Source organism: Thiomonas sp. TH-17 (assembly GCF_057473305.1).
On the sequence record NZ_JBYCKI010000153.1, the window covers coordinates 1 to 15,176 of the forward strand.

General features: G+C 65.9%; 17 protein-coding genes, 1 tRNA gene and 1 pseudogene. 9 read left to right on the forward strand and 10 right to left on the reverse strand.

Annotation, left to right across the window (positions count from 1 at the left end; all coding sequences use genetic code 11):
- Both AC2VLV_RS09295 and AC2VLV_RS09300 read right to left on the reverse strand, forming a co-directional pair.
- A partial coding sequence (locus AC2VLV_RS09295; RefSeq protein WP_486989721.1) for an exodeoxyribonuclease V subunit gamma occupies window positions 1-209 on the reverse strand: 209 nt, incomplete at its 3' end.
- 166 nt (window positions 210-375) lie between these two features.
- A tRNA-Arg gene (locus AC2VLV_RS09300) sits at window positions 376-453 on the reverse strand.
- Window positions 454-550: 97 nt separating this feature from the next.
- Between AC2VLV_RS09300 and AC2VLV_RS09305 the strand changes: the two genes are divergently transcribed.
- The 7 genes from AC2VLV_RS09305 to neuB are packed head-to-tail and all read left to right on the forward strand — an operon-like array spanning window position 551 to window position 8,498.
- Window positions 551-2,035: a lipid II flippase MurJ gene (locus AC2VLV_RS09305; RefSeq protein WP_486989722.1), complete on the forward strand. Its 1,485-nt coding sequence runs from the start codon at window positions 551-553 to the stop codon at window positions 2,033-2,035.
- 12 nt (window positions 2,036-2,047) lie between these two features.
- Window positions 2,048-2,881, forward strand: coding sequence for an aldolase/citrate lyase family protein (locus AC2VLV_RS09310; protein WP_486989723.1), 834 nt, complete (start codon window positions 2,048-2,050; stop codon window positions 2,879-2,881).
- Window positions 2,882-2,887: 6 nt separating this feature from the next.
- The gene (locus tag AC2VLV_RS09315; RefSeq protein ID WP_486989724.1) at window positions 2,888-3,445 is read left to right on the forward strand and encodes a sugar transferase; all 558 of its coding nucleotides are present in this window, start codon (window positions 2,888-2,890) and stop codon (window positions 3,443-3,445) included.
- Window positions 3,446-3,475: 30 nt separating this feature from the next.
- Window positions 3,476-5,278: an asparagine synthase (glutamine-hydrolyzing) gene (gene asnB, locus AC2VLV_RS09320; RefSeq protein ID WP_486989725.1), complete on the forward strand. Its 1,803-nt coding sequence runs from the start codon at window positions 3,476-3,478 to the stop codon at window positions 5,276-5,278.
- The gene (locus tag AC2VLV_RS09325) at window positions 5,275-6,642 is read left to right on the forward strand and encodes a UDP-glycosyltransferase (RefSeq protein WP_486989726.1); all 1,368 of its coding nucleotides are present in this window, start codon (window positions 5,275-5,277) and stop codon (window positions 6,640-6,642) included. The genes asnB and AC2VLV_RS09325 overlap by 4 nt, the downstream gene beginning before the upstream one ends.
- A gap of 4 nt (window positions 6,643-6,646) precedes the next feature.
- Entirely contained in the window at window positions 6,647-7,351 is a 705-nt protein-coding gene (locus AC2VLV_RS09330) for an acylneuraminate cytidylyltransferase family protein (RefSeq protein ID WP_486989727.1), read from the forward strand.
- 13 nt (window positions 7,352-7,364) lie between these two features.
- A complete protein-coding gene (gene neuB, locus AC2VLV_RS09335; protein WP_486989728.1) occupies window positions 7,365-8,498 on the forward strand; it encodes an N-acetylneuraminate synthase in 1,134 nt (377 codons plus the stop codon).
- A 21-nt stretch (window positions 8,499-8,519) separates the two neighbouring features.
- Here the strand turns inward: neuB and AC2VLV_RS09340 are convergent, their stop codons facing one another.
- Both AC2VLV_RS09340 and AC2VLV_RS09345 read right to left on the reverse strand, forming a co-directional pair.
- Window positions 8,520-8,783 carry a Txe/YoeB family addiction module toxin gene (locus AC2VLV_RS09340; RefSeq protein ID WP_486989729.1) on the reverse strand — a complete coding sequence of 88 codons (264 nt, stop codon included), beginning with the start codon at window positions 8,781-8,783 and terminating at the stop codon, window positions 8,520-8,522.
- On the reverse strand, window positions 8,780-9,022 hold the full coding sequence (locus tag AC2VLV_RS09345) for a type II toxin-antitoxin system Phd/YefM family antitoxin (RefSeq protein WP_276710126.1): 243 nt from the start codon (window positions 9,020-9,022) through the stop codon (window positions 8,780-8,782). Before AC2VLV_RS09345 ends, AC2VLV_RS09340 begins: the two co-directional genes overlap by 4 nt.
- A 174-nt stretch (window positions 9,023-9,196) precedes the next feature.
- Here AC2VLV_RS09345 and AC2VLV_RS09350 point away from each other — a divergent pair, with 174 nt between their 5' ends.
- Window positions 9,197-11,011 (forward strand): 3'-5' exonuclease, encoded by a 1,815-nt coding sequence (locus tag AC2VLV_RS09350; RefSeq protein ID WP_486989730.1) that lies wholly within the window; start codon window positions 9,197-9,199, stop codon window positions 11,009-11,011.
- Window positions 11,012-11,055: 44 nt separating this feature from the next.
- Here the strand turns inward: AC2VLV_RS09350 and AC2VLV_RS09355 are convergent, their stop codons facing one another.
- Genes AC2VLV_RS09355 through AC2VLV_RS09365 form a run of 3 tightly spaced genes read right to left on the reverse strand, consistent with a single transcriptional unit; the run spans window position 11,056 to window position 12,285 of the window.
- Window positions 11,056-11,466 (reverse strand): nucleotidyl transferase AbiEii/AbiGii toxin family protein, encoded by a 411-nt coding sequence (locus tag AC2VLV_RS09355; protein ID WP_486989731.1) that lies wholly within the window; start codon window positions 11,464-11,466, stop codon window positions 11,056-11,058.
- Window positions 11,367-11,765: a nucleotidyl transferase AbiEii/AbiGii toxin family protein gene (locus AC2VLV_RS09360; RefSeq protein WP_486989732.1), complete on the reverse strand. Its 399-nt coding sequence runs from the start codon at window positions 11,763-11,765 to the stop codon at window positions 11,367-11,369. The genes AC2VLV_RS09355 and AC2VLV_RS09360 overlap by 100 nt, the downstream gene beginning before the upstream one ends.
- Window positions 11,758-12,285, reverse strand: a complete 528-nt coding sequence (locus AC2VLV_RS09365; RefSeq protein WP_486989733.1) for a helix-turn-helix domain-containing protein — start codon at window positions 12,283-12,285, stop codon at window positions 11,758-11,760. The genes AC2VLV_RS09360 and AC2VLV_RS09365 overlap by 8 nt, the downstream gene beginning before the upstream one ends.
- A gap of 121 nt (window positions 12,286-12,406) precedes the next feature.
- Between AC2VLV_RS09365 and AC2VLV_RS09370 the strand changes: the two genes are divergently transcribed.
- Window positions 12,407-12,733: a 3'-5' exonuclease gene (locus tag AC2VLV_RS09370; protein WP_486989734.1), complete on the forward strand. Its 327-nt coding sequence runs from the start codon at window positions 12,407-12,409 to the stop codon at window positions 12,731-12,733.
- Window positions 12,734-12,747: 14 nt separating this feature from the next.
- Here the strand turns inward: AC2VLV_RS09370 and AC2VLV_RS09375 are convergent, their stop codons facing one another.
- From AC2VLV_RS09375 to AC2VLV_RS09385, 3 genes and pseudogenes are all read right to left on the reverse strand, one after another.
- The gene (locus AC2VLV_RS09375) at window positions 12,748-13,572 is read right to left on the reverse strand and encodes a DUF3037 domain-containing protein (RefSeq protein WP_486989735.1); all 825 of its coding nucleotides are present in this window, start codon (window positions 13,570-13,572) and stop codon (window positions 12,748-12,750) included.
- Window positions 13,569-14,306, reverse strand: a complete 738-nt coding sequence (locus AC2VLV_RS09380) for a HipA family kinase (protein WP_486989736.1) — start codon at window positions 14,304-14,306, stop codon at window positions 13,569-13,571. The genes AC2VLV_RS09375 and AC2VLV_RS09380 overlap by 4 nt, the downstream gene beginning before the upstream one ends.
- Before the next feature lie 51 nt (window positions 14,307-14,357).
- Window positions 14,358-14,690, reverse strand: a pseudogene (locus AC2VLV_RS09385) (glutamine--tRNA ligase); the annotation flags it as partial.
- Window positions 14,691-15,176: the final 486 nt, after the last annotated feature.

The following is a 15,176-nucleotide window of genomic DNA, read 5'->3' on the forward strand; positions in this document are numbered from 1 at the left end:
AGTTCAACTCGCGTAGCAGCGCAAATGCCGCCCTGCGCGGCCAGCGCCATCTTCAGCCACTCCGCAGCGCCATTGCTCTGCACCAGAATGACCTCTTCCTCCAGCGGCGCCAGCGGCTGCTGCGCCAGCCACTCCAGCAGGGCATCGCGCAGCAATTCCAGGCGATTGCCCTGCAGAATGAACAAGCCGGGGCGGATATCGTCGGTCATGGGCAGAGAGAATAGGAGCAGGTCATACAGCCCTTATTGTGGACTGTTCACCCTGCTCACTTTTTACCAGTGATGCTCAATCTCCATGCCGCATCTCCTTCGCTGACCGAGCGACGCAAAAACAAAACGCCTGAACCAAGACTGGTTCAGGCGTTCGGCTTTTAACTGGTGCGCCCGGCAGGATTCGAACCCACGACCCCTTGGTTCGTAGCCAAGTACTCTAATCCAACTGAGCTACGGGCGCTAAAGAGCCGAGATTATAGACATACTTTGATGAGCGCGTAAAGCCCCATTGTGTTTCCCATCGGCCTAGGAGGCTGTCGCAGGCACAATGCCCGTCCATGTCGATGTTGCGCATTTTTTCGCTCAGCCTGCTGCTTCTGGCGGCCAGCCGCCTGCTGGGGCTGGTGCGTGACGTGGTGGTGGCCACGCAATTTGGCCTGACCGGCCACGCCGATGCGGCGCTGGTGGTGCTGTCCTTTCCCGATCTCGCGGTCAGTCTGCTGTGGGGGGCGGCCATTCCTGCGGTGATGGTGCCGCGCATGGCCGGGCGCGACGCGGCCCATATCGCTGCAGAGGGCGCGCGCTGGTCGCGGCTGGCCGCCCTGCTGTTCATCCTGGCGGGCATGGCCGTGTGGTGGGGGCGGCTTCCGATCGTGCATCTGCTCGCCCCCGGGCTGAATGCACCGGAGGCGGCGCTGGCGGCGCAAACGCTGGGTTGGTCTGCCCTGGTCGCCCTGCCTGCCGGGGCGGTGGCGATGGTGGGTAACGCCATGCTGCAGGCTCAGGGGCGGTTGCAGTGGCAGTACACGGGGCAGGTGGTGTTCAACCTCGGACTGATCGGCGGACTGATCGTTGCGGCGCAAACGGGCCGGTTCGCCTGGGTGGCCGGCGGGGTGGTGATCGCGGCGCTGGCGCGACTGCTGCTGATGCGCAGGGCCAGTCGCGCCGCGCTGCCTGCTGCCGCACCGGGCCGTGCCTGGCCGGACGCCGCCAGCCTGCACGCGCTCGGTCTGGCACTCGCGGCCTCCGGGCTGACGGTGCTCTACACCCTGGCGGCGCGCGCCCTGATGTCGGATGCGGGGCCGGGACAACTCGGGGTGTTTCAGTATGCGCAGCGGGTGGGCGAGTTGCCGCTGCATACCGTTTTCGCGGTCGCTTCGGCGCTGGCGCTGGCGCGTCTGAGCGCTGCGGAAAGCCAGGGCGATTCTGTCCGCGCGCAGTTGGAGACGCGCCAGTGGCTGCGGGCGATGCTGTGGCTCTCCGCCCTCATCGCGCTGGCGGGCATGGTGGCGGCACCGGGCGTTATTCGCCTGCTGTTCGGCTGGGGGCGCATGACCGCCGAGGGCCAGCAGCAGGTCACCGAAGCCATGCGCTGGATCTTGCTGTTGTTGCCGCTGCAGGCCGCGCAACTGGTGCTGGCCACGCGACTCAACAGCCACCGCCGTATCGCCGATCAGGTGCTGGGTTACGGCGCAGGGCTCGTCGCTCTGGCCGTCGCTGGCGCCCTGCTGCCGGTCACGTCTTGGCGCGGCTTGGCGGCGTATGGTGCGGCCTGGGGGACGGCCACCGCGGTGCTGTGGTGGCGGCTGGCGCGGCATCAGGCCGATGCGCAGTGGCGCAACGCGGGTGTATTGCTGGCTGCGCTGCTGGTGCTGGCGGCGGCAGGCGCTGCGCTGCGATTGATGCCGCTGCCCTGGGCGCTGGATCTGGCCTTGGCCTCGGTGCTGTTCGCCGTCGGCGTGTGGGCGCTGCTGCGCTTCGATCCGCTGGGGCGGCTGGTGCGCGATCGCTACACTTCCCGTCGGCTGCGCCGCGCTGCCTGAACCTTGCTCAAGATGGATTTCATCCAAATCACCAACGACCCCGACTTTGCCGCTTTCGCCGTGGGCTGCGGCGTGACGCGGATCATGGTCGACCTGGAGCAACACGGCAAGCAAGAGCGCCAGGGCGGCTTGGGCACCTTCATCTCCGACCATGTGCCGCAGGACGTGGCCATCGTGCGTCAGGCCGTGCCGAAAGCGGCGCTGATCGTGCGCATCAATCCCCTGCATGAGGCCAGCGTCAACGAGATCGATCAGGCCATCGCCAGCGGCGCCAGCCACCTCATGCTGCCGATGTTCCGCAGTGCCGACGCAGTAGCGCAATTCGTCGGTCTGGTGGCCGGCCGTGCCCAGACCATCGCCCTGCTCGAAACCCGCGACGCGCTGCAAAGCCTGCCGCATTGGGCGGGTCTGGACGGGCTGGACGAAATCTACGTCGGCCTCAACGACCTACACCGCGAGCTGGGCCTGCGCTTCATGTTCCAGCCGCTGGCCGACGGCGTGGTCGATCGCGTCGCGGCCGTGGCAAAGCAGCAGGGCAAACGCTTCGGCTTCGGCGGCATCGCCCGGCTGGACGAAGGCCTGCTTCCCGGGCGCGTGGTGCTGGGTGAGCATCTACGGCTGGGCTCGCGCAGCGTGATTCTGTCGCGCACCTTCAACCGCGAGCGCATCGAAGCCCCCGACTCCGACTGGCATGCCATCTACGCAGAAGAAATCGAGCGCCTGCGCCATGCCGTGCAAGTGCTGGCACAGCGCGAGCCCGCCGAGATCGAGAACGACCGTCTGCTCGCTGTCGATCTCATCACCCGCGTCGCCCGGAGTCTTGGGCCAGGCTTGACGCCGCGCTGAACCTCCGTGGCCAAACGTCTGTTCGACATCGTGCTGGCGCTGCTGGCGCTGTTGCTGTTCTCGCCGGTGATGCTCGCTGCGGCGCTGGCCGTGTGGCTGGACTCCGGCCGCCCCGTGCTGTTCGCACAGATGCGCGTGGGCCGTGGCACGCAGCCCTTCCGGCTCTTCAAATTCCGCAGCATGGTGGTGGACGCACCCCGAATCGGCTCGTTCAGCACCGCGCAAAACGATCCCCGCATCACCCGCGTCGGCCGCTTCCTGCGGCGCAGCAGCGTGGACGAACTGCCGCAACTGCTCAATGTGCTGCGCGGCGACATGAGCCTGGTCGGCCCGCGGCCCGACGTGCCCGCGCAGCGCAGCAACTACACCGAAGAACAATGGGCCCTGCGCCACCGCGTGCGCCCCGGCATCACCGGGCTGGCCCAGGCCCTCTACCGCTCAAGCGCCACGCCGCAGCAACGGTTGCAGGCCGATCTCGACTACGCACAGCACCACGGCCTGCTGGTGGATCTGCGCATCATCGGTCTCACCGTGGTGCAACTGTTCCGGCGCAACGCCAACTGACTTGCACCCTCAAAGCGCGACAATCCCGCCATGTGTGGAATCTATGGATTTTTCGACCGGACCGGCGGCGAGCTGAGCGAGCAAACCCTCGCGGCGATGGACGCCAGCCTCGTCCACCGCGGCCCGGATGACAGCGGTGCCTTCACCGCACCGGGCGCGGCCATCGGCAACCGGCGGCTCTCCATCATCGACCTCGCCGGTGGACACCAACCCTTCGTCAGCGACGACGGGCGAATCGCCCTGGTGCAGAACGGCGAGATTTTCAACCACGTGGAACTGCGCGCCGAAGCGCAGCGCCAGGGCGTGCGCTTCCACTCCGATCACAGCGATACCGAGGTCTTGCTGCGACTGTATGAACGCGAAGGGCTGGGCTTCCTGCCCCGGCTCAACGGCATGTTCGCCATCGCCATCTGGGACGGGCGCGATCCCGAAAATCCCCGGCTTCATCTCGTGCGCGACCGCATCGGCGTCAAGCCGCTGTTCGTGCACGACGACGGCCGGCAGGTGCTGTTCGGTTCCGAGATCAAGGCCGTGCTCGCCGCGCTGCCTGGGCGGCCCACGCTCGATCTGCCCGCGCTGCAGCACTACCTCGCCTACAACTACGTGCCACCACCGTTCACGCTGTTCGCGGGCGTGCGCCACGTCATGCCGGGCACGGTGCTCACCGTCGATGGCAGCGGCAGCCACACGCGCCGCTGGTGGAGCCTGGCGGAGCAGGCGCCTGCTCCGCAGACCTTCACCGCATGGCAGGAAGAATTCCTCGATCTGCTCGACGACGCAGTGAAGCTGCGGCTGCGTGCCGACGTGCCCTTCGGCGCCTTTCTCTCGGGCGGGGTCGATTCCAGCACCGTCGTGGCGCTCATGGCGCGACACGTGCGCGAGCCTGCCCGCACCTTCTGCATCGGCTTTCCCGACCCGCGCTTCGACGAATCGCCCTACGCCCGCGAGGCCGCGCAGCGCTTCGGCGCCACGCACCGCGAGCGCATCGTGCAGCCCGACATGCTCGACGACTGGGCCCGCGCGCTGTGGCACTGCGACCAGCCGCACGGCGACGCCTCGTTCATGCCCACGCGCAGCGTCAGCCAACTCGCCGTTCAAGACGTGAAAGTCGTGCTCACCGGCGATGGCGGCGACGAGCTGTTCGCCGGCTACGACAAATACGCCAGCTTCATGGCCGACCCCGCGCTGCGCGACCTGCCCGCGGCCGACTTCGCGCGGCACTACGTGGAGCACACCGGCCTGTTCGGCGAGCAGGCCCGTGCCGCGCTGTTCCAGCCCTGGCTGCTCGCCAAGCTGACCGATGTGAACAGCGTGCGCGACGTGGCCGCACCCTGGTTCGAGCAGGCCGCGCACTTCGACCGCATCAACCAGATGCTGTTTCTGGACATGATGTTGCTGCTGCCCGGCAACAACCTCGTCAAGCCCGACCGCATGGGCATGTCGGTGTCACTGGAGGCCCGCACGCCTTTCCTCGACTGGCGCATGATGGAGTTCGCCTTCCGCGCGCCCGGCGACACCAAGCTGAAGGACGGCGACAAGAAGCACTGGTTCAAACGCGCGGTCGAGCCGCTCATCGGCGCCGACCTCGCACACCGCAAGAAGCAGATGTTCACCGTCCCCATCGGCGAGTGGTTCCGCGGGCCGCGCAAGGCCTGGCTGGCCGCGCTGCTGTTCGCCCCGAACGCGCTCGGCGCGCGGCTGTTCGAAGCCGACACGGTACGCAAGCTGTTCGACGACCATGTCTCGGGCGCGGCGAATCACACCCGCGAACTGCGCGCCCTGGCCGCGCTGGAGCTATGGGCGCAGCAATTCGAGCCCGAGCTTCCCGCATGAGCCGGGCACAACGCATTCTCGCCGTCGCCTACGGCGGCGGTCACATCGCCATGATGTTGCCGGTGCTGCGGGCGCTGCGCTCACGGCAGCCCAATCTCGACATCACCCTGCTGGCCCTCACCACCGCGGCCCGCGTGGCGCGCGACGCTGGCGAAACGCCGCTGGGTTATGCCGACCTGCTGCACCTGCTGTCGCCCGAAGAACAGGCTCAGTCCCTCGCACTGGGCCGCGCGCTGCAGCCGGGCAACACCCATCCCGACATTCCCGAGGCCGAAACCGTGGCCTACCTCGGCATCAACGCCTGGGATCTGCAGCAGCAGCTTGGCGTTGCCGCAGCCGATGCGCTGCTCGCGGCCAAAGGTCGGCAAGGCTTCCACCCGCTGCACTTCTTCCGCCGCATCGTCGCTCACCTGCGGCCTGATCTGGTGCTGGCGACCAACTCGCCGCGCAGCGAATATGCCGCGGTCGACGCCGCCACCGAGGCGGGCATTCCTAGCTTGGCCATGCTCGATCTGTTCGCCCTAGGTGCACCGCCCCCGGAAGCCCGCGAGCGGACTTCGCCCCCCGAGGGGGAGCAAAAGCCTCGGGGCGGCCCGTCGGCTTTTGTCGGAGATGCCTTCGCCGCCCGCAAGCGCTATCCCAGCCGGGTCTGCGTGTTGTCCGAAGCCGTACGCGACAACCTCATCCGGGCCGGATGGCCGCCAGGGCGCATCGCCATCACCGGCAACCCGGCCTTCGACGCCCTCAATGCCCCGCAAACCCGCGCGGCCGGGCTTGCATTGCGCGCCGAGTTGGGCGCGCCGCAGCGAACCCTCATCCTGCTCGCGCTGCAGCCCGAGCCCGCCACGCACCCGGCCTCGCCCGGCCGCCAGGGCGACCCGCTTCTGCCTGAACGCGTGCTGCAGGCCTGTATCGACAGCGTGCGCCCGCAGCCCGACTGGACCCTGATCGTGAGGCCGCATCCCTCGCAGCCCACCCCGACTCTGCGCCACGACCCGCAACTGCGCCTGTCCCTGCCGAGCGAGCCACTGCACCCGCTGCTGCACGCGGTGGACGTTGTCATCACCGGCACCTCCACCGTCGCCCTCGAAGCCCATCTGGCGGGCCGGCGCGTGCTGCAACTGCTCGATTCCATCGCCGCGCCCGCCATGCCTTATCTCGCACTGGGCGTGGCCGATGCCGCGTGTCACTTGACCGATCTGCCGCAGACGCTGGCAGCGCTGCTCGCGCAGCCCGAGCCCGATCACATCGCGGCCAACGCCGACACCGCCGCCGGGGCATCCAACACCGCCGCAGACCGTGTGGCCCAGCAGGCGCTGGACTTGCTCGCCGCCCCCCGCCCCACGCCATCTCCACACGTCTGAACCCATGACCACCATCGCCACGATCTGCGCCCGAGGCGGCAGCAAAGGCCTGCCGGGCAAGAACATCCGGCCCTTCGCGGGCCTGCCCCTCATCGTGCACAGCATCCGCATCGCGCTGCAGCACCCCGCCATCGGCGCCGTCTACGTCTCCACCGACGACAAAGCCATCGCACACATCGCCCGCGAGGCGGGCGCCGTCGTGCCCTACCTGCGGCCGACGGAACTGGCGCGCGACGACACGCCCAAGCTTCCGGTCATCGAGCACCTCGTGGCCTATCTCGAAGCGCAGCGCAACATCGTCACCCGCATCGTCGATCTGCAGCCCACCTCGCCGCTGCGCACCCCCGAAGACCTCGACGGCTGCCTCGCCCGCGCCGACGCCCCCGACGCGCCGGGGCTGGTGCTCAGCGTGTTCGACAGCGGCTTCAACCCCTATTTCAACCTCGTCGAAGCGCAGCCCGACGGCCGCGTCAGCATCAGCAAGGGCGGCGGATTGGGTGCGCGGCAACAAGCGCCCAAAGTCTGGGCGCTCAATGGCTCGATCTACGTCTGGCGACGTGAAGCCCTGGCCCACGCCGCGCAGCACGGCCTGTGGAGCGTGCCCGTGGCGGCCTACGCCATGCCCCCGCAACGCTCGGTGGACATCGACACCGCCGACGACTTCGCCCTGGCCGAATGGCTCCACAATCGGCAGCACCCTCCCGCTTAATACGAATCCCATCATGCCCATCGACCGCGTCTTTCTCATTGCCGAAGCCGGCGTCAACCACAACGGTCAACTCGACCTCGCGCTCCAACTCGTCGACGCCGCCCACGCCGCCGGGGCCGACGCGGTCAAGTTCCAGACCTTCCGCGCCGAAGACCTCGCCCTGCCCGGCACCGCCACCGCCGCCTACCAGCAGGGCGCCACCGGCGAGACCGATCAATTCACCATGCTGCGCAAGCTCGAACTCAGCGCCGAGCAGCACCAGATCGTGGCCGCGCATTGCGCACGGGTCGGCATCGAGTTCATGTCCACCCCGTTTTCGGAAGACGCGGTGGATCTGCTGGTCAGCCTGGGCGTGCGGCGGCTGAAAATTTCGTCCGGCGAAATCGTCAACCGCCCCCTGCTGGCCAAAGCCGCCGCCACCGGACTGCCGCTCATTCTTTCCACCGGCATGGCCACCCTGGCCGAAGTCAAGCAAGCCGTCGGCTGGGTGCAGACGGCGTGGGCGCTATATGGTTCACCCCCCTGCGAAGACACGCCTGACCCCGCCGCCGGGCCGCCCCAAGGCGGGGTCAGCCCTCTCGGGGGGCAGCGAGGGCAAAGCACGAGCGTGGGGGCCTCTGCGCTCACCCTGCTGCAATGCACCTCCGCCTATCCCGCGCCGGATGACGCGCTCAACCTGCGCGCCATCGCCACCCTGCGCACTGAGACCGGACTGCCCACCGGTTATTCCGACCACAGCCTCGGCAACGCCGCCGCGCTTGCCGCCGTAGCCTTGGGGGCCTGCGTGATCGAAAAGCACATCACCCTCGACCGCAAGCTGCCCGGCCCAGACCACCGCGCCTCTAGCGAACCCGACGAGTTCGCGGCGCTGGCGCAGGACATCCGCCGCATCGAAGCCATGCTGGGCGACGGCGTCAAAGCGCCGCGGCCCGACGAGATCGACGTGCGCGCCGTGGCCCGCCGCAGCGTGGTGCTGGCCACCGCCCTGCCCGCTGGCGCCGCGCTGCAGCGCGATCACCTGCAACTGCGGCGCCCCGCCAGCGGTATTCCCGCCGCCGAGTTTGATGCCGTCATCGGCCAGCGCCTGCGCGCCGACACCCCGGCGGGCGCCGTGTTGCAGTGGAGCGATCTCAAAAAAATGGGTTAGCGTCTATGCACGCCGTGGCGGCTACGCGCAGTGCGTCCACATGCGCAGCACTTTCACAGCATGTTCTGGCTGGAGCACTTGGTACACGAGCCGGTGCTGGATATTGATACGCCTGGAATAGGCCCCAGCAAGATCTCCGACAAGCTTTTCGTCAGGCGGAGGTGTTTGAAAGGGATCTGCTGCAATCACCTCCAGCAAGGCCTGAGCTTTTTCCTTGAGTCCAGCGGCAGCCAGATTTCTGGCGTCCTTTTGCGCTTGCTTGGTGAAGACGACGTTCCAACTCACCAGTCAAGATCCTGTGAGCATGTTTCGATGGGCTCCGCCATACCGGCCTTGATCGACTCTCGCATGCCGGGCGCTGACAGCAGGAACAAAGTCTCCTGAATCGCCGACCAGTCTTCCTCTGAGATCAGAACTGCATTGCTGCGTTTGCCAGAAATAACAATGGGCTGATGCGACTGTGCCGTCTGATCCATAAGGCGATACAGGTTGGCGCGTGCTTCACTCGCAGTTAAGGTGGTCATGTTGAACTCCGGTTGGCGGATCATAAATGTACGCAAAGACGTACGTCAATGCAAAAATTGAGCGTAGCGGCCGATACTCCAAACAACCATACCCGCCCTGCCCGCTGAGTATTCGGCCTTCCCCAGAAATTGCGGCATCATTCACCCCAGACAAGAAAACACACAAGAGACAACATGGCCACCCTGATTCCCGCGCTGGGCTCCTGCGTTTCGCGCATGACGTCCGGCGAGCGCCGCACCGCCGAGCGGCTTGAACAGAAACTCGACGACGACTACCTGCTCTGGTACGACGTGGCCGTTGGCCCCCGGCACCAGCACCCGGACTTTGTGGTCATGCACCCGCGCCGGGGCATCCTGATTCTGGAGGTCAAGGACTTCCGGCTCTCCACCCTGATTCAGGCCAACAAACAGACCTGGGACATCCACGGCGAGCTCGGCCCCAAGACCATTCCCAACCCGCTGGAGCAGGCCCGGCAGTATGCGCACCAGGTGGTCAACGCGCTGGAGCGCGACCCGCAGCTTGTTCAACATGAAGGCCGACACAAGGGCAAGCTGGCCTTTCCGTGGAGCTACGGCGTGGTGCTGCCCAACATCACCCGCGCACAGTTCGACAAGGCCGAACTCGCCCACGCCATCGAGCCGCACCGCGTGGTCTGTCAGGACGAGATGCTTGAGTCGGTGGACCCGGAAGAACTGCAAAGCCGCCTGTGGGACATGTTCCCCTTCATGATGGGCGGCGTCATGTCGCTGCCGCAGATGGACCGGGTGCGCTGGATCATGTTCCCCGAGGTGCGGGTGCAGGTGCAGGACCAGCTGTTTGACGACAGCGACGAAGCCGCCGAACTGCCCAGCATCATGTGCGTGATGGACCTGCAGCAGGAGCAGCTGGCCCGCAGCCTGGGAGATGGCCACCGCGTCATCCACGGCGTGGCCGGTTCGGGCAAGACCATGCTGCTGGGCTACCGCGCCGAACATCTGGCGAAAGCGCAGACCGCCACCAGCAAACCCATCCTCATCCTTTGCTACAACGAACCGCTGGCCCGGCAGCTCGCCCGCGTGATGGCCGCCAAAGGCATTGCCGACCGCGTGCATGCCGTGCACTTCCACAAGTGGTGCCGTCAGCAATTGGTGGCCTACGGACAAAGCCTGCCCGACAACAACCAGTCCGTGGCCGACAAGATGGCCGACATGGTCCAGCGCGTCATCACCGGCGTGGACCGCAGCCAGATCCCCAGCGGGCAATACCAGGCCGTGCTCATCGACGAATGCCACGACTTCGCGCCCGAATGGCTGCGCCTGGTGGTGCAGATGGTCGACCCCGCCACCAACAGCCTGCTCGTGCTGTTTGATGACGCGCAGAGCATCTACGAACGCAAGCAGAAGAAGAACTTCAGCTTCAAGCGCGTGGGCATCCAGGCGCAGGGGCGCACCACCATCCTCAAGATCAACTACCGCAACACGCGGCAGATATTGCAGACCGCAAGCCTCGTTGCCGCCGAACTGCTGACCGCCGAAGACAAGGACGACGACGGCGTGCCCCTGCTCAAACCTGTGAGCTGCGGGCGCGACGGCGAGGCGCCGCTCATCATCCGCCTGCCCACCCTGCGCGAAGAAGTGGCCCAGATGGCCGAGCTGCTGGCCACCGCCCACCGCGAAGGCCGGGCCTGGGGCGACATGGCCATCCTCTGCCGCCACCACAGCGAAATGGACCTGTGCGCCGAATTCCTGCGCAAACGCAAGCTGCCACACCAGGTGCGCAAACGCTCAGGCGAGTTCGACCCCGCGCAAGACAGCATCAAGGTGATGACCCTGCACGTGAGCAAAGGCCTGGAGTTCCCGGTGGTTGCCATGGTGGGCGTGGGCCACATGCCCGCCAAGGGCGAAGACGAACGCGAGGAAGCGCGGTTGTTCTATGTGGGGGCTACGCGGGCGACGCAGCGGCTGGTGATTGGGGCGAGCGGCAAAGGAAAGTTCGCTGCGCGGCTATAGGCAAAAGGCAAAAGGCAAAAGGCAAGGCCTGACCCGGTCACGCCTCAGCCGGTCTCCAGCACCCTTCGCAGGGCACGAACTTTTTGCCAGAGCACCGCCCGTGGCATCGTCATGGCCATGATCTGCATGCACCGCTCTAGCCACCCCTGGCGCTCTTGCAGGCGGTCAATCGCCTTGGTCAGGTCGCGCGCCACGGTAGGTCCATAGGCTTGTGTGGCCTTGGTCAGCGCCGCGCGCAACAAAGGTAGACGCAGGTCCATCATCGCAAGGTCGATCACATCGCGGCTGAACACGCCATCGTCTGCCTGGCGGTCTGAGTTGGCCAGCAGTTTGGAGGTTGCCAGGTCGAGCCGCGTCAGCGTGCCGATGCCGCACACCCCATCTTCCGGGCCGGGCGCTTCCAAGGTGATACGAGCCTCGCGGACGATTTCAAACTTGATCGCCTGACCGTCCATCTGTACCACGTGCGCAAGCCGTACTGATCAGCGCGCACATCGCGCAGCAGGGTCAATGGCTGCGCCCCGGGCCGCACCACCGCGTTGAGCCCGGTTGGCCCGGTGAGCAACTGGCGCAGCTCCCGGTAACCCAAAGCGTCCGACACCAGAAAGTCCATGTCCACCGACTCGCGGTACTCGCCGTAGCGCAAGGCGATGCAAGTGCCCCCGCCAAACAGGCAGCCATGCTGGCGCAACGCATCGCCGTCCAGCGCGGCCAGCACATGCGCAATGCGCTGGTGGTGCGGGCGCTCAAACATCGGACGCACTCACTGCCGCCGCATCCCCCAAGCCCTGGCCCAGGCCCGTGCGCAAGGCCTGCAACAGCGCCTGCTCGGCGGGCGACATGGCCGCCGTATCCAGATGGCGCGCGTTGCGCTCATAAATGCCCAGGGCCTCAATGGGCGTAAGTGCGTCGGTGCCGTGCACCTGCCAAGCCAATGCCTTGAGTTGCGGATAGTCCGCCAGACGCACCCGCACGGGTATCCAGTTGGGAAGATCCGGCCCGTTGACGCCTTCGGGGCGTGTAGCGTGAGCGTCTTCGGCGTTGAACGCCACCAGCGACATGCCCAGCGCCGCCATGGCGTTGGCCCAGGCGCCGGCCGCTACAGAAGGCTCCCCCTTCTCGATGCGATGCAGCGTCACCCGCGACATCCCAGTGGCCTCCGCTGCCGCTGTGCTGCTCACCCGCAACGCCTTGCGCCGCGCGCGAAGCTGCACGCCCAAGGCCTGCAGCTGGGCAGCGCTTTGGGTGCTCGAAAGGGGTGGCTTGGCTGGCATATGTTTCTCATTCTGTTCAATTTCACGATATTGTCAAGTATGAGAAACATTTTCTTGCCTCGCCCACATAAGCCGTCAAGCACTTGGGCGTGACCAGAGCGAAGGCCACGCCTGGGCCGACATGGCTATCCTCTGCCGTCACCACAGCGAGATGGACCTGTGCGCAGACTTCCTGCGCAAACGCAAGCTGCCGCACCAACTGCGCCGGAACTCGTCCAGCGTGTTCGACCCCGCGCACGACAGCATCAAGGTGATGACCCTGCACGTCAGCAAAGGGCTGGAATTTCCGGAGGTGGCGCTGGTGGGTGCCGGGCGCATACCCGCCGAGGGCGAAGACGAACGCGAGGAGGCGCGGCTGTTCTATGTGGGAGCGACGCGGGCGACGCAGCGCTTGGTGATTGGGGCGAGTGGAGGCGGGCGATTCGGCGCACAGGTCCAATCGGGCTGATCAGGCGAGGCTGTTCAGCCTAGCGCGAAGTCGGTGATCTCGCGGTCCGCGTCTTCGTCCACCGTTTGCACGTCCAGCTTGATCAGGTCGCTGCAGATTTCTTCGAAAGCGGTATGGCGCTTCGCATCAGCCAGCGGCGGCGCCTTGACAGCGAACAGAACGTCGTCTGGCAGCAGCTTCCGGTTTCTCAGCCGTTCGATCTTCTTCAGCCAGGCATCGCCATGCTCGTAGATGTCCACCAGCTCGTCCTGGTTCAGGCGGAACGGCTTGATGATCTTGGTCAATGTGTCGCCCTGCTGCTGCACAAGCGGGAAGTTCGCATAGAAGGCATCGTCGCCCACACGCTGCGGTGCGAACGGGGCAGGCAACTGCAGACTATCGAGCAAGTGCTTGATGCGTTTTTCCATGGCCTTTTCCACGTACTCCGGCGTCGCAAAGGCACGCTCCACGCAGTGTTCAAACAGCCGAGCCAGCTCTGCCACCGGGTCGGCTGTCATCACAGCTCGTGGAGTGCTGAACCGAACCAAAGCCTCGCGCGGGTGAATGAGGCTATCGAAGACTTGCCGCAAGTACGCCGCGCGACCCGTGCTCGGTGCCTTCGCCACCACATCCGCCACGCGCAGCAACTCGTCTTCCATCGCCTTGACTGCGCGCACGTAAAAGCTGCGCGGCAGTTTGTCAAAGAAATCGGTGATGCGTTTGGTGCGACGGGTTTGCAGCTTGAAGCCGAAGTAGCCGCTCTCCGGACACATCAGCACAACGCCCGCGTTGGCGAACTCCCCCGTTTCGCGGTAGGGCGCGAACTGAACCACGGCGTATCGGCACGCGACGAATTTCATACCGTTCTCCAGAAGTCAGGGGTTGCACATCGTTCCAGCACCTGAAGGGCCGCTGCGCGGTCAAAACGGGCTGGAATGTCGAACTCGGAATTTTCCCACAGCCACTCTTCCGGCGCACTTTCCAAGGCCTTGCGAGCCGCCGGGAGTACCTGGCTGAGACGCTGAAGGTATTGCGCCTGCAACACCAGGTCCTGGGTCAGCGCCGACCACTGGTGGGCAAAAACATGCTGGTCCTGGAACTCGTTTGCATTGAAGTCGTCGTCCAAGGCCAGGTTATGGTCGATCACCACCAGCCGTTCGTGCTCGGCGTCCCACAGCAGGTTCGTGTTGCCGCGCAGGCGATCGGTGTTGCGGATCCACCAGTCGAACACGAGCACATCGCGTTGCAGTTCGGCTGGCACCCGTTGGCTCATGCCGAGTTCCAGCCAGGCGGTGTGCGGTTGCTCCCGCGAGCCGAAGGCCGGCAGAGACCCGATGGCCTGCTGGTGCTTCGGGAGTTCCTTCACGAGAGCCGGGTCCAGTTGAACCAGCGCGAAGGGCGGTAGCGGCAGACCCAGTGCTTCGGCGAGGTGCCCACAAATCCATTCCCGCCACAGGCTGGCACGATTGGTCTGCTGGCCCTTGACGTAGTAGCGATGCCCGTCGGCACCGCCGCAAAGCAAGGGCATCGACTTGCCTTGTGCGGCAGGGCCGATGACTTCGATGATCTGGACGATGGAGGCAGGTCGGGTCACGTGTTGTCTTGGCTGGAGATGAGTGACCGGCCTAATCAGGCTGGATGGAAATTATTTTCCCCAAGAATCCTTCAACCCCGTCACCCGGTTGAACACCGCCTTCCCGCCCACGCCATGGTCCGCCCGGTCGGCCACGAAGTAGCCGTGGCGTTCAAACTGGAATTTCTGGTCCGGCTTCGCAGCGGCCAGTGACGGCTCCACGACCGCCGTCACGACCTTCAGGCTGTCGGGGTTGAGGGCGTCCAGGAAGTTCTTGCCGCCCGCTTCGGGTTGCGGGTCGGTGAACAGGCGGTCGTACAGGCGCACTTCGGCTTCCCGGCCGTCGGCGGCGCCCACCCAGGTGATGGCGGCCTTGGCCTTGACGCTGTCGGCGCCGCCGGTGCCGCATTGGGAGTGGGGGGTGTCTACTTTCATGCGATACATGTCTCGAAGTTCATGCAGGCTTGTTGAGAGCAAGGATCTTGCGTAGGTCATTGCGCGACGGGTTCGATCATATCCCGCGTGATCTTTGGTTTCGGTGCGCATTGACCGGCGGTCACAACCCCGCGCCACTTGGTGGATTGCGCGTGGTGCTTATCTGCGCGGTACCTGTCTTTAGCGCCACATTTGCCCGGCGCTGCCGCGTTTTCATCGCACGGTGGATTTCGCACGATTCCGCCCTTTCCGCCGCGCGCTTGGTGGCTGCACTGCAATCTCTGCAAAAATCTTCCCGTTGGCCACTTGCCGTGGCTGCCTCGCCCTCCACTCCCCCGCCCCCATGCCCCGCCGCATTCTCTATCTCTCCGGCACCCGTGCCGACTTCGGGCTGATGCGCCAGACCTTGCACGCGGCTGCGGCGCATCCGGGGCTGGAGGTTGCGGTGGCGGTCAC

Excerpts from the sequence above, each read along its gene's own strand:
- AC2VLV_RS09305 (WP_486989722.1), top strand. The coding sequence starts at position 551 with ATGTCGATGTTGCGCATTTTTTCGCTCAGCCTGCTGCTTCTGGCGGCC.
- AC2VLV_RS09310 (WP_486989723.1), top strand. The coding sequence starts at position 2,048 with ATGGATTTCATCCAAATCACCAACGACCCCGACTTTGCCGCTTTCGCC.
- asnB (WP_486989725.1), top strand. The coding sequence starts at position 3,476 with ATGTGTGGAATCTATGGATTTTTCGACCGGACCGGCGGCGAGCTGAGC.
- AC2VLV_RS09325 (WP_486989726.1), top strand. The coding sequence starts at position 5,275 with ATGAGCCGGGCACAACGCATTCTCGCCGTCGCCTACGGCGGCGGTCAC.
- AC2VLV_RS09330 (WP_486989727.1), top strand. The coding sequence starts at position 6,647 with ATGACCACCATCGCCACGATCTGCGCCCGAGGCGGCAGCAAAGGCCTG.
- neuB (WP_486989728.1), top strand. The coding sequence starts at position 7,365 with ATGCCCATCGACCGCGTCTTTCTCATTGCCGAAGCCGGCGTCAACCAC.
- AC2VLV_RS09345 (WP_276710126.1), bottom strand. The coding sequence starts at position 9,022 with ATGACCACCTTAACTGCGAGTGAAGCACGCGCCAACCTGTATCGCCTT.
- AC2VLV_RS09350 (WP_486989730.1), top strand. The coding sequence starts at position 9,197 with ATGGCCACCCTGATTCCCGCGCTGGGCTCCTGCGTTTCGCGCATGACG.
- AC2VLV_RS09355 (WP_486989731.1), bottom strand. The coding sequence starts at position 11,466 with ATGGACGGTCAGGCGATCAAGTTTGAAATCGTCCGCGAGGCTCGTATC.
- AC2VLV_RS09360 (WP_486989732.1), bottom strand. The coding sequence starts at position 11,765 with ATGTTTGAGCGCCCGCACCACCAGCGCATTGCGCATGTGCTGGCCGCG.
- AC2VLV_RS09365 (WP_486989733.1), bottom strand. The coding sequence starts at position 12,285 with ATGCCAGCCAAGCCACCCCTTTCGAGCACCCAAAGCGCTGCCCAGCTG.
- AC2VLV_RS09370 (WP_486989734.1), top strand. The coding sequence starts at position 12,407 with ATGGCTATCCTCTGCCGTCACCACAGCGAGATGGACCTGTGCGCAGAC.
- AC2VLV_RS09375 (WP_486989735.1), bottom strand. The coding sequence starts at position 13,572 with ATGAAATTCGTCGCGTGCCGATACGCCGTGGTTCAGTTCGCGCCCTAC.